The following is a 13,750-nucleotide window of genomic DNA, read 5'->3' on the forward strand; positions in this document are numbered from 1 at the left end:
AATTATGGAGGAAGTTCGGCAACGAGCAATGTACGGGATGTAACGGATGGAAGGAAGTTCGGCAACGGATTTTGTAACGGATGTAACGGATGGAAGAAGGGAGAAGGAAGAGAAAGGAGGGAAAAAAAAGATGAACAAAATATTATTATGTTTATTGAAAAAGTCTCAATCAATTTTGAATTCTTTCTCTTTTCTTTCTTTCTTCCTTCGTGTTCTTCGCGTCTTCGCGGTTCGTTAAAAAAAACTTAATTCACGCATTCCATAGTGATTGCTATATCTCTCAATAAGGACTGAAGTCCTGAGAACGAAAGTTACGCGGGAAGGATGCGGGAAAGCAGAGAGAAAACGCCAAATCCTACTAGCAAAACGCCACTAACAGGCGTAATCCAACTCGACCACCGACGTAATTCTAACAACTTTTTAATGCTGGCAGTAAAAGTACCTGCTATAATCAGCGGAGCGACGTAGCCAGCAGCGTAAAACAGCAGCAACACACCACCTAAAACTGTATCTCCCGTTTTGGAAACCCAAGCTAAGAGTGTAGCTAAAACCGGAGTGCTGCAGGGAGACGCTACTAAACCAAAAGTTAAGCCCAATAAGTACGATCGCACGCCCGCCGGCAAATTTTTCGGCACCCACCCCACAGCGTCGAAAGACGGCAGTTGCAAGGGTAAAGCTTCGAGTAAATTCAGCCCCATTAGAATAGCAATAATGCTGACAAGAATCGGCAAACCAAGGCCAATTTTGCCGTAAACTTGTCCGGCCAATGATGCTACAATACCTAAACCCGCAAGGGTGGTGGCTAATCCCAGGGAAAACCACGCAGACTGGGCGGCAGCTTGCAGGCGGCTTTTTGCTTCGTATCCGCCGATGTAGCCGATCGTGATCGGCAACATTGAAAGCATACAGGGTGTTAAGCTCGTTAGCAACCCTGCCAGAAAGATGACTCCGACGCTGACTAAACTGAGGTTTGTCAGTTGAGTATTTACTAAATTATTAGCAAATTGTGCGAGTTCGTAAAGTTGAGTTTGCAGGGTTTCCATCAGTCGATTTTAGATTTTAGATTTTAGATTTTAGATTGACTCACAGCCCATCGATTTTAGATTTTAGATTTTAGATTATTAGATTTTAGATTGACTCCACAGCCGAGGGATTTTAGATTTTAGATTTTAGATTGACTCTACAGATGAATCTGGGAATTTAAACTAAATATCTAATATTTTTGCTCTTCACGACTCCTGTCAGGGGCTTGTAGCCCTAGGCAGGTGACTTCAGGTTCGGGGGTGTTCTGGCTTTGTTGAAAATTGTAACAGATGCGTGCAGGTTCGGTTTGAGATTTAAGATTTTAGCGATATTTACTGGTTGGGAGTTAAAAGGTCGATCGCACCCTGGTTTAAATTGATATCTTGACCGCAAGCATCCAGGATACAAGCCCCCGGATTCATTCCTTCGCAGACTCAGGACCCAGAAATAAAAACCTGTATCCGATAAAGGAGCCCCCGAATTTATCCGTGGGGTCAAGGCTTCAATCTAAAATCTAAAATCTAAAATCTAAAATCGATTGACAGCATCCTCAACAAGCTGTTGGCAACGGGCGCAGCTACACCCGATAATTCATGCACTGCGAAATCAGCCCGAAAGCCTGTTGTTGAAATTATTCAAGCAGACTTTAATTTTACTCTACTGTAAATTCAAGCCACTTTCTTCATTAATAGACCCGTCCGGCATTATTGCCCCTGCCAGCACCGCACCTCTGAGATTTGCTCCCGTTAAAGTAGCACCTTCTAAATTAGCATTGCTCAAATTTGTGACTTGTTTGGAACCTCGGAAAAAGAAGCTGTGCAAGTCAGCACCTCTCAAATTACTGTCGGCTAAATTAGCATATTGCAAATCAGCACCGTGCAGCGTCGCATCCGTTAAATTAGCTTCCGTGAGATTGCTTCCCCAAAGTCGAGAATCTAAGACATTAGCATCTTGTAAATTGGCGCGGCTCAGATTTGCCAAAGTCAGATTAGCATCCCACAACTTCGTGCCGTTGAAATTAGCTTCGGTCAAATTGGCTCGACTGAGATCCGTGCCTAAAATCTCAGCATTTGCTAAATTAGCGCCACTGAGGTCTGCACCAGAAAGGTCAGCATTTTTTAAGTTAGCACCGGACAAATTAGCACCGGACAAATTAGCGCCGGACAAATTGGCTTCTTGGAGATTAGCTCCCCGCAAATCGACAGCGCTCAAATCGCATTGCTTCCAGAGAAAGCTGACGCACCAATTATCTTTTAATAGGTGACTCAAATCCTCCCCATTCGCGGCCATCACAGGAGGAGTTAAGTAGAGAGTGAACAGGACGATCGCCAATACGGCCGCGAAGAAAATTTTCAACCTCATAACTCTTTTCATTGACACTAATTTGCGCCATTAATTATTGATGTCTAATCAAAGCATAGCAAATAATCTGCAACTTTCCTCAGCAAGATTACTCAAAAATATTAGTAATTTGTGGAACAGGCCGGAAAGCCTGTTAAGCGAGAATGGTGCTCTGGGCGTGAGTAAAAACCGGGTTTAAGATGGCCGTGTTCGATGGACAAATCCCGATCGAATATCGCTACAAAGTAATACTTGCTGCGGGCAGTTGCGATCGCTCCCCCAGGGGCCTACCTGCAAACAATCCCGGTAGGAACTGCTCACTATGGGAAGAAAGAAACCGCCAAGCTAGCCTGAAAACCTTATATTTAAAGGGTTGTAGACGCATTTGTTCACAATTGCGATCGTCATCACTAACTAAGCCCAACTTTCATCACACAACTCAAGCCCCAGCATCACCAAATCTCATCAAACTTATCACGTTCCTGAGACTACGGATATCACTGTCAGTAGCTGAAGTATGGAGGAAAATAAGTGCATACAGTTGAACACCACTCCTCCCATGCCTACTATCCCCCTTCTCCCAAGCCAATTAGTTGTCACAACTATTTTCAATTCGATCGAATCTTTGGGATTCACTAATATTGCAGGCAAAGTATTTCCGGGGGAGCAAGCTGAATCCCGACAAGAGGCAAATTTAAAAGTTAGTACCCAAAAGTTTTACACTCAGGGTTTAAAAAATCTCGAACAACAAGACTTGCACGGCGCTATTAAAAATTTTACTGCCACAATTAACATTAATCCGCAATTCGCGTCAGCTTATAACGATCGCGGTGTGGCCCGCTACAAATTAGGCTACAAGCAATCGGCGATCGAAGATTTAACTACAGCCATCGAACTCAATCCTTACCGAGCCAAGTATTACAGCAATCGGGGGTTTATGCTGACTGGTTTAAAAGATTATACTGCGGCGATCGCCGATTACAACTCGGCACTCCTGCTCAACCCTAATGTAGCTCAATCTTACTTTAACCGAGGTGCTATCCGCCTGCAAATGGAGAATTCCCTGGCAGCACTAGCTGATTTTGAGTCAGCAATTCGCCTCGATAGCGATTTTGCTAAAGCTTACTTTAACCGAGGAGTGATTAGATATAAATTGAGAGAGGTTCATGGAGCATTTGAGGATTTTCAGAAGGCCGCAGGGCTTTTTAAGCTGCAGGGGAGAATGGATTCTTATCAAGATGCGGTTTCTAAAATTAGCCAGCTCTGGTATTAGTTGAATTGGGCAATTGGGGAATTGGGAATTGGGAATTGGGAATTGGGAATTGGGAATTGGGAATTGGGTAAGGTGCAGCGCACCTTACACCTCTAGTTAAAGTTAGCCAATTCTCAAGGCTGCATCGGTAGGTTGAGGGTTAGGAGCACTAGGAATCCTAGATAAAGGAATTGCAAAGGCTGCATTTTGAACAGAGGCGACGGTAGCATTTTGTACCACAGTAGAAGCCGCTGCCAAGTTAATTACAGTATTGCTTCCAGATTGAGTGAATGTAGTATCGGATAAATTTCCTGTCAAAGCAATGCGATCGCCTTCCTCTGGTCTAAAATCAACTATTGTATGACTTGTCGGGGGTAGGGTAATAAAAGGAAGAGAAGCAGGATCTACTCCGAGCAAAACAAAAGTATCTGCACCACTACCTCCTGTGAGAGTATTGTTGCCTGTATCTCCAATCAAAATATCATTGCCATCACCACCAATTAAGATATCATTCCCTTGACCGCCTCGCAAAAAGTCGTTACCAGCATCACCATTGAGAATATCGTCAGCGAAATTGCCAATCAGAATATCGTTGCCAACACCTCCGCTAATGGAGTCGTTACCTTTGCCGCCTCTGAGAAAGTCGTCACCCGCTTCGCCCGTGAGGGTATCGTTGCCTTGGCTGCCATTAATTGCATCATCCGTTGGTGAACCGAGGATCGCATTGTTGCCGCTACCTCCCACTACACCGCTGGGATTTTGCTGAGAGTCTTGGGAAGTGACTTGATAGTTATTGGTGGTGTTTGACAGTCTGAGCGCTCGCAAAGATAGATTTACGAAATTGGTACTATTGATTAAAGCGTTAAGCGCATTAACATCGCTAACTATGCTAGAAACCCGACTGGGAACGATTCCTTGAACGACTTTTGCAGTCGAAATGCGATCGCCCTGCTGCACCGCATTCACCGTTTCAAAACCTTGAATAACGTTGCCAAAAACAGCATAATTACCATCCAAAAATGGCAAATCATCCAAAGCAAAATAAAACTGCGAAGAAGCCGAATTCAAAGCATTAGAACGAGCCATTGCCACAGCCCCGCGAGTGTGCTGCAACTGCGGCGTCTGGGTTACAACTTGGTTGTAAACAGGTTGCGCGGCCCCTTGTGGCTTGATTTCCAAAGGAATAAAACGCGGCTGATTGGTATCCGGGTCAATAAAATTACCCGTTCCCAATTGACTTGCGGGAATTGTCGTATCTCTGCTGCGCGGATCGCCTCCTTGCACCACAAAAGGCTCTGGCTGGCGCACAACTCGGTGAAACATCACCCCGTCGTAAATGCCACGTTCAACTAAGTCAACAAAATTTCCCCCAGTAATCGGGGCATTAGTGCCGTCTACTTCGATCGTAACGGGTTGACCGTTAATTACCTGGACTACTATAGCTTTGCCTGTTAACGGGAGTGCAGCGCTCATGGGTAAATTGCTATTTGAGTGAGTGATATTTGGGTTTTAGAAGCAATCCGCGAATTGCCCTTACCCATTTAATCAGAAAACTGTAAACTTGTCTTAAGTACAGTTCTACTTCTAAAATTTATGATGTCCCGTCGCAAGTTTTTTAGCACTTTATTGGCAATTTGTCTAGTTGTTCTAAGTTTCAATTTTGCCACACCTGCATTGGCCCTCGGTGGCAAGCTTCCGACGCTGAATGAAGCCGCACCGGATTTTAGTTTGCCGACAAACAGCGGCGAGGGACAAGTCTCCCTGTCCGATTATCGCGGTAAGTGGCTGGTAGTCTATTTTTATCCGAAAGACTTTACATCGGGATGTACGATCGAAGCACGGAGATTTCAGGAAGACTTGCCGAAATACTTGGCAAAGAATACTCAAATTATCGGTATTAGCGCTGATGATGTCAACTCCCACGCGGAATTTTGCGATTCGGAAGGTTTAAAGTTTCCGCTGTTAGCTGATACGGATGGTAAAGTGAGTAAAGCTTACGGTTCTTGGATGAGTTTTATCTCGGCGCGGCACAGTTTTATTATTGACCCTGAAGGCATTTTGCGGGAAACTTTTGTGAAGATTAATCCGGCGATTCATTCTAAAGAAGTGTTGGCTCGTTTGGGGGAATTGCAGGCTAACGGGTAATACCATTTTAGATTTTAGATTTTAGATTGGAATAATTGGGAATGACTGAGGAAGCTTGTGTTTGTAGTAAGGACTAAAATCCTCTGAAAATGCAGATGATTTTAGTCTTCACTGCAAACGTTATCAGGTTGATTTGACCTCACATCTTGCACCATTCTCAATAATCATTTTTTGGGCGAGTTCTCCTGCCCACCCCACAAGAAAATCTACTCTTTGTGGAACGGGCATCTTGCCCGTTCTTGACAATGGTGCAACATCTCAGTTTTACTGGCAATGATGGCTGGCAACGTGACAAGCAATATTAGGGTAAATCTCAAATCTCAAATCTCAAATCGCCTGTGCTGCCATACTCAATGAGAATTAAACTTGCTATTGACTGCAACAGGCTCCGAAGAAGATTCAGGCTCTGAAAATTTTCTATTTCTGCTAGCAAGGCGGCGTTCCGGGTCAATTCCCTCGAAGGTTGGCGGCAACCAAACTCGGACTACCAACAACACTCCCAAAACCAGCAAAAATGCGCCTGTTGATAATATTTGAACCCAGGGAGTTTCCAGCACTCCCCGCACGATAACTTCTCGCAAAACAGATACTATACAAACTTCCACAGCCACACCTATCGAAACCCGCTGCTCTTGTAAATAAATAATTAGCAGGCGAAATAATTCCACCAAAACCAATAAGAATAGAATGTCGGCAGTGACTTCCTGGAAATTCAAAGGAGGTAGCAGCGAGAAGAACATTTCTCGCAGTTCGAGCACCATGAAACAAAACAAACCAATACATAGGGAAATTACAATTAAGTCTTGGACTGTTTCCAGAGCGGTGACGATTAATTGAAGATTCAACCATTGAGGGGGGTGACTGGACGAGTTGTTTAAACGCTTTTCCATTGACAGCTCCTGCAACTTGTTTGACTTCCTTACAGCTTAATTGAACTTAGGTTAATCTTTGACAATTTACAGGTTTAATCTATTTATCAGTCTCATAAAATTTCGCTCGGTTGACAATTTCACACACACTTTTATTTGCCACCCCGGTGGCTTGACATTTAGTGATACTTTATGCTATGTGAAGCCTGCAATAAGTAGCTTTGATATCTAAAAAATACAAGTCTGAATGCTGGAATGCCCCAACAGCTATAAAATATGAAAATTGTAAAGAATTATTTACCACAGCTTGATAAACTCAAGCTAGCGACTCTCGGCTTTAATCATACAAAAGCCGGAAAGTTAGCCCAAAAACCAAAAGTAATCCAGAGAGGATTGAACACAATGGCATTTGAACTTGCACCATTACCCTTCGCCGCTGACGCCCTAGAGTCAGGTCATATGTCGGCCAACACTTTTTCGTTCCACCACGACAAGCACCACGCTGCTTACGTGACCAATCTGAATAAACTGATTGAAGGAACGGAAATGGCGAGCAAATCCCTTGAAGAAATTGTCAAGGAATCTGCTAAAGACCCATCCAAAGCTGGCATTTTCAACAATGCAGGTCAAGTTTGGAACCACAATTTTTTCTGGAATTCCCTCGCACCGGGCGGCGGTGGCACTCCGACAGGAGCTTTAGCTGAGAAAATCAACGCCGACTTCGGCAGCTTCGACAAATTCAAAGAAGAATTTAAGACTGCTGCGACAACTCAGTTCGGTAGCGGCTGGGCTTGGCTGGTTTTGGACAACGGCACTTTGAAAGTCACCAAAACTGCTAACGCTGACACTCCGGTAGCACACGGCCAAACTCCGTTGCTGACTTTGGATGTGTGGGAACACGCTTATTATTTGGATTTCCAAAACCGCCGTCCTGACTACATTACTAATTTCTTGGATAATTTGGCTAACTGGGATTTCGCAGCAGCAAATTTGGCTGCGGCTTAGTAGCATCTTAGTTTGAGGACTAAAGTCCTCACTACAAACTTTATCGGTTTGTAGTGAGGACTTTAGTGGTGATGAATGAGAATTATTTAACCTGACATCTTGCAGCAATATCAATAAGAGGATTTTTCGTGGGGTCGGGCGGGTTTATAGAACCTATTTGCAAGCTTTAAGGCTGTTGGCGAACCCGCCCCTACGGCTAATTGAGAATGGTGCAAGATATCAGTTTAACCAAACTTGCTATTAAGCTGTTCGGCATTTAAAAGACGATTGTAGGGTGCGGAGCGTACAGAAGTGTTTCCCGCATAAGCGCGTAAGTGTTCACTTCTGACGCACCATACAAGCCTCGTTAGTGGTTTAAATGCTCCACAGCTTAGCAGACAAAAACAGCTTTCAACATTCCTTCGCCTCGGTCTGGTTGGAGTTCAAATCCTAGTTTTTTACAGAGGCTCTGCATCTGGTAGTTGCTATTGAGAATGTAGCCAACGATCGCCTCTAATTTCTCTTCCTGACCAATTTGCAGCATCCGCCTCAATAATTCTGTTCCCAAACCGCGCTGCTGATAGCTATCGCTAACGATCAGCGCAAATTCGGCTTGGTTTGTGCCGTGGAGTTTGCTCAGACGCGCTACTCCCAAAACCCGGTGTTCTGAGGTTTCCGGGTCTTGACGATCGGCTACTAACACCATTTCCCGATCGTAGTCAATAAAACAAATCCGGGTCAAACGTTCGTGAGCGATGCGGTGCTTTAACTTTACCATGTGAGCGTAACGCAAATACACGCTCTCTTCCGAAAGTTCTTTGTGGAAGAGCACCATCAGCGGCTCATCTTCTGGGCGAATGGGACGGATGGTGAGGGGACGATCGCCCTCCGTTGACCATTTTTGAACGTATTGCGTAGGATAGGGGCGAATCGCGGGTGAAATGCGGTTTTCTGTTGTCTGGAGAACAACGCGGGCATCAAGAGCGATCGCACCTTCAGGAGAAACCAACAGCGGATTAATATCAATCTCGGCAATTTGAGGTTGCTCTACAATCAGTTGACTGAAACGAACTAATAACTGTTCGAGTTGTACCAGGTCAATTGCCGATCGACCGCGCACTCCTTGCAAAGCTTTATAGATGCGAGTTTGCTCCATCATCCGCCGCGCTAGGGTGGTATTTAAAGGCGGAAGGGCGAGCGATCGATCTTGAAAGACTTCCACTAATTGTCCGCCGGAACCAAACAGCATCACCGGCCCAAATTGTGGGTCAATACTGCTACCCAAAATTAGTTCATAGCCTTCCAAATGCACCATCGGCTGCACGGTTACGCCAAGAAACGCTGCAGGATCGATCGCCCGTACCCGCTGGGCGATCGCCTCAAAGGCACTAATTACAGCGTTAGCATCGCCTAAATTTAGTTTTACACCCCCCACATCGGTTTTGTGAGTAATCGTCTCAGAATGGAGTTTTAGCACCACTGGATAACCGAGGATCTCGGCAATTTCCACAGCTTCGGCCGCACTTGCTGCAATTTCTGTCGCTACGGTGGGAATGCCGTAAGCTGCCAGCAACTGTTTTGATTCGTACTCGGTTAATAGAGTGCGATTATTTTGGCCCGCGGCAGTCAAAATCTTCGCAGCAGTCGCACACCCGGAAGTCTCGATTTCGCAATCAGCGGGGAGAGATGGCGTTTCGTAGATAGCGCGCAGGTTGTATGTGTACCGCCACATATAGTTGAATAACCTGACGGCGGTATCGGGATAAGGGAAAGTCGGAATATTTGCCTGATTGAGAATTTGCGTTCCCGCTGACACTTCCACACCGCCCATCCAGCTTGCTAATAAGGGCTTTCCGAGTTTGCTGTAAGACTTGAGTTTTTCTGCGGTTTGGGTGGGATTTGTCATCGCTTGTGGCGTCAGGATGACCAGCAATCCGTCACTATTGGGATCGGGAGCGACAACTTCTAGAGTTTTGGCGTAAAGATCGCTACTAGCATCGCCCAAAATATCGATCGGGTTGTGATGACTCCACTGAGGGGGCAAAAACTCATCAAGCTTCTGCACCGTCTCCGGTGACAGATTTGCCAGCGCACCGCCGTCGCTAATTAAGGCATCAGTGGCGATCGCCCCTGGGCCTCCTGCATTGGTGACGATCGATAGGCGGTTTCCCTGCGGTCGCGGTTGCTTGGCCAGAATTTCTGCCATGTCGAACAAATCGGAAATCGTATGTACGCGCAACGCGCCACAGCGGCGGAAAGCAGCGTTAAGCACGTCATCGCTACCGGTCAAAGCCCCCGTATGGGAAGCGGCGGCTTGCGCGGCGGCGGCGGTACGTCCTACCTTGAGAATGATGATCGGTTTGTCGATCGCCACTGGGCGGGCGGCGGACAGAAACGAACGAGCATCACCCATAGATTCCATGTACAAAACGATACTGTGGGTATGGGGATCGTCCCCGAAATACTCGATCAGATCGCCCCAACCGACATCAAGCATAGAGCCGATCGACACAAAAGCGCTAAAACCGACATTTTCCCCCAAACTCCAGTCGAGAATCGAAGTACAGAGGGCGCCGCTTTGACTGATGAAGGCGACATTACCCGGACGGGCGATCGTACCTGCAAAAGTAGCATTGAGCCCAAGCACAGGATTCATCACCCCGAGGCAATTTGGGCCGATAATCCGCATTCCGCCCCGACGCGCCTCGGCCATAACTTGCTGTTCTAAAGCCTCCCCAGCCGCGCCAATCTCTTTAAACCCAGCAGAAACAATAATTGCCCCTTTCACCCCAGCAGCGATACATTCGCGGATCACTTGCGGCACCCCAGCAGCAGGCGTAGCAATCACCGCCAGATCTACTCTTTCCGGGACGCTAGCAATGTCAGGATAAGACTTGAGTCCCAAGACGCTGTGGCGCTGCGGATTCACTGGAAAAACTGTTCCGCCAAACGGATTCCGAATCAAGTTCCACAGGAGAGTTCGTCCGACGCTTCCTTCTCTCTCTGTTGCGCCGATTACAGCCACGGAGCGAGGCCGAAAAATCCGATCGAGCGGATGACGCTGTTCTTTCCAAATATCGTGAGCCCGATCGCTCGCAGTGCTTTGATTCATTGAATTTATCTGCATAATACCCTTCTTCAATTAATCAGCAATTAATATTGCTCTGCTTTCGATAACAATCACCGAATCAAATCCGAACTCTTTTTCGGCTTTTTCTTCATCTTTCTCTCGTGTTCGCGGTTCGTGACCCAAAAATCTCCTTGCCCGTTGCCGACCGACCCGCCCTTAAACAACATTTCCGTTGTCCAAGTGTTAGTTGGGGAGCCAAGTTTGTCAGAGCTTCCTCAACAATAATTCAACAGGATGCTCTGCCTACTATCTATCTTAATTCTTCCCACGGAATTAGCAAGTCAACTTTTGTAACAAATAGCGAACTGAGGATTTAAAATAGTGAAATTAAATATATACTAGATGTAGTGGTCGAAGAAGAAAAGATCGATCGCTAACAAAAAATTGAGGGGAAAGCAAGCTATGTTTGCAGAATGGCACGGCTTTACTGAAGGCAACTGGACAAACGAAGTCAACGTCAGAGACTTCATCCAAAAGAATTACACCCCCTACGAAGGGAATGCAGAATTTCTCACAGCACCAACCGAAAAAACCCAGCAGCTTTGGCAAAAAGTTCTGGAATTAATGAAGCAAGAGCGCGAAAAAAGTGTATTGGATGTTGATACAAAAGTTCCCACATCTATCACGGCTCATGCAGCAGGATACATCGATCGCGACTTAGAACAAATAGTAGGTTTGCAAACAGATAAACCTTTGAAACGCGCGATTATGCCCTTTGGCGGAATTCGGGTGGTCAAGGCAGGTTTAGAAGCTTACGGCTATCAGCTAGATGAGCAAACAGAAGAAATATTTACGAAATATCGCAAAACTCATAACGATGGTGTATTCGATGTCTACACGCGCTCGATGCGTCTGGCGAGACGTTCTGGTATCATCACAGGTTTGCCAGATGCCTATGGACGCGGGCGGATCATCGGTGACTATCGGCGCGTTGCTTTGTACGGTATCGATCGCCTAATTGATGATAAAAAAACACAGCAAGAATCACTCGAACTAGAGGCGATGGACGAGGCAACAATTCGTTTGCGCGAAGAGTTATCCGAGCAAATTCGGGCCTTGTTTGAGTTAAAAGAAATGGCAGCTAGCTACGGCTTTGATATTAGCCGTCCGGCGGCAAACGCACGAGAAGCTGTCCAGTGGGTGTATTTTGGCTACTTGGGAGCAGTGAAAGAACAAAACGGGGCAGCGATGTCTCTGGGCCGCGTATCGACGTTTTTAGACATTTATTTCGAGCGCGATTTGCAAAGTGGCGCGAGTTCCGAAGTGGAATTACAAGAACTGATCGACCATTTTGTAATGAAACTCCGTATGGTGCGGTTTTTGCGGACTCCCGACTATAACGCTCTGTTTTCTGGCGATCCAACTTGGGTAACAGAGGCGATCGGCGGTACCAGCAATGACGGTAGAACATTGGTAACTCGTAACAGTTTCCGATTCTTGCACACCCTGTCAAACCTCGGTACTGCACCAGAACCGAACCTCACCGTTTTGTGGTCGGAAAACTTGCCGGAAAACTTCAAAGAATTCTGTGCCAAGGTATCCAGCGAGACGAGTTCGATTCAGTACGAAAACGACGACTTGATGCGTCCTCAATACGGCGATGATTACGCGATCGCCTGTTGTGTCTCCGCGATGCGAATTGGCAAGCAAATGCAGTTTTTCGGCGCGCGAGTTAACTTGGCTAAGACTTTGCTCTATGCGATTAACGGCGGTAAAGATGAGAAGTCCGGCGACCAAATCGCGCCGCAGTTCCCACCGATTACTACCGAATATCTCGATTATGACGAGGTAAGAGCCCGGTTCCACGACATGATGGCGTGGTTGGCAAAAACGTATATCAATACGTTGAATGTCATTCACTATATGCACGATAAATACTGCTACGAACGCCTGGAAATGGCATTGCACGATCGCGATGTTTACCGGACAATGGCCTGCGGAATTGCCGGATTGTCCGTGGTGGCGGACTCGCTATCGGCGATTAAACACGCTAAAGTTAAGGTGAGTCGCAACGAGCAAGGTTTGGCAGTGGATTACTCGATCGAAGGAGAATATCCCAAATATGGCAATAATGACGATCGCGTAGACAGTCTAGCCATCGAACTTGTGCAAAGCTTCATGAACGAAATTCGCCAGCACAAAACCTACCGTGGGGCTGTAGCGACTCAATCGGTACTAACGATTACCTCTAACGTAGTGTACGGCAAAAAAACTGGTAGCACCCCCGACGGACGTAAAGCAGGCGAACCCTTTGCTCCCGGTGCTAACCCGATGCACGGCCGAGATTCCTGTGGGGCGATCGCATCCTTATCTTCTGTAGCAAAACTGCCTTACAGTGATTGTCAAGATGGCATATCGAATACTTTTTCGATTGTACCGCAGGCCTTGGGCAGAATGGAGAGCGATCGGACTAATAACCTAGTTGGTCTGTTAGACGGTTACTTCCACGATGGCGGCCATCACATCAATGTTAACGCGCTCGATCGGCAAACATTACTAGATGCGATGGAACATCCAGAAAACTATCCCCAGCTAACAATTCGCGTCTCCGGTTATGCGGTTAATTTCATCAAACTTACCCGCGAACAACAATTAGATGTGATTAAACGGACTTTCCACGAGCGCGTCTAAATCCCAGCAGAAAAAACTCGGCGGTTTCAACCGCTCAAGAGTCAAACTTTCATCCGAACAGAGGGGGACTGAAGAAGCTGTTAAACAATTAAGCTCAATCCCCCCTAGCCTTAAGAAAGGGAGAACCGGAAACTCGGAAAATCCCCCTTCGTAGGGGCGGTGCCCCCGTGCCCGCCCTTGGCCAGGGGGAGCGAGCCTCGGCTATAAACAAGAGATCCGAAAAGTTTTCCGGCTATTGTTAAGCCCGCCCTCCCCCTCATATCAAATCCGTTAGCATCGGAATAGTAAATTCGAGTTCACAGTCAACAGTCAACAGTCAACAGTCAACAGTCAACAGTCAACAGTCAACAGTCAACAGTCAACAGTCAACAGTCA

At 46.4% G+C, this 13,750-nt stretch carries 9 protein-coding genes; 4 read left to right on the forward strand and 5 right to left on the reverse strand.

Translation table 11 applies throughout. The annotated features are described in order from the left end of the window. Positions 1–311 precede the first annotated feature (311 nt). Positions 312–1,043, reverse strand: coding sequence for a cytochrome c biogenesis protein CcdA (locus tag QUA00_RS13140; protein WP_445305742.1), 732 nt, complete (start codon positions 1,041–1,043; stop codon positions 312–314). 637 nt (positions 1,044–1,680) lie between these two features. Then, on the reverse strand, positions 1,681–2,385 hold the full coding sequence (locus QUA00_RS13145) for a pentapeptide repeat-containing protein (RefSeq protein ID WP_445300656.1): 705 nt from the start codon (positions 2,383–2,385) through the stop codon (positions 1,681–1,683). 538 nt (positions 2,386–2,923) lie between these two features. Here QUA00_RS13145 and QUA00_RS13150 point away from each other — a divergent pair. Then, a complete protein-coding gene (locus tag QUA00_RS13150; protein ID WP_333409886.1) occupies positions 2,924–3,637 on the forward strand; it encodes a tetratricopeptide repeat protein in 714 nt (237 codons plus the stop codon). A gap of 102 nt (positions 3,638–3,739) precedes the next feature. On the opposite strand, the gene QUA00_RS13155 is transcribed toward QUA00_RS13150, so the two are convergent. Beyond that, on the reverse strand, positions 3,740–5,089 hold the full coding sequence (locus QUA00_RS13155; RefSeq protein WP_333409887.1) for a peptidylprolyl isomerase: 1,350 nt from the start codon (positions 5,087–5,089) through the stop codon (positions 3,740–3,742). A 120-nt stretch (positions 5,090–5,209) separates the two neighbouring features. On the opposite strand from QUA00_RS13155, the gene QUA00_RS13160 reads away from it, so the two are divergent. Further along, positions 5,210–5,761 carry a peroxiredoxin gene (locus QUA00_RS13160; protein ID WP_333409888.1) on the forward strand — a complete coding sequence of 184 codons (552 nt, stop codon included), beginning with the start codon at positions 5,210–5,212 and terminating at the stop codon, positions 5,759–5,761. 350 nt (positions 5,762–6,111) lie between these two features. On the opposite strand, the gene QUA00_RS13165 is transcribed toward QUA00_RS13160, so the two are convergent. After that, entirely contained in the window at positions 6,112–6,651 is a 540-nt protein-coding gene (locus QUA00_RS13165; RefSeq protein WP_333409889.1) for a phosphate-starvation-inducible PsiE family protein, read from the reverse strand. A 381-nt stretch (positions 6,652–7,032) separates the two neighbouring features. Here QUA00_RS13165 and QUA00_RS13170 point away from each other — a divergent pair, with 381 nt between their 5' ends. After that, entirely contained in the window at positions 7,033–7,635 is a 603-nt protein-coding gene (locus tag QUA00_RS13170) for a superoxide dismutase (RefSeq protein WP_333409896.1), read from the forward strand. Between the two features lie 370 nt (positions 7,636–8,005). Here QUA00_RS13170 and QUA00_RS13175 read toward each other — a convergent pair whose 3' ends face one another. Further along, positions 8,006–10,726, reverse strand: a complete 2,721-nt coding sequence (locus QUA00_RS13175) for a bifunctional acetate--CoA ligase family protein/GNAT family N-acetyltransferase (RefSeq protein ID WP_333409890.1) — start codon at positions 10,724–10,726, stop codon at positions 8,006–8,008. Between the two features lie 420 nt (positions 10,727–11,146). Between QUA00_RS13175 and pflB the strand changes: the two genes are divergently transcribed. After that, complete coding sequence (gene pflB / locus QUA00_RS13180) at positions 11,147–13,375, forward strand: formate C-acetyltransferase (RefSeq protein WP_333409891.1); 2,229 nt, start codon at positions 11,147–11,149, stop codon at positions 13,373–13,375. The last annotated feature ends 375 nt before the right edge of the window (positions 13,376–13,750 follow it).

Source organism: Microcoleus sp. T2B6 (assembly GCF_036700475.1).
In the GTDB taxonomy this organism is placed as follows: domain Bacteria; phylum Cyanobacteriota; class Cyanobacteriia; order Cyanobacteriales; family Microcoleaceae; genus Microcoleus.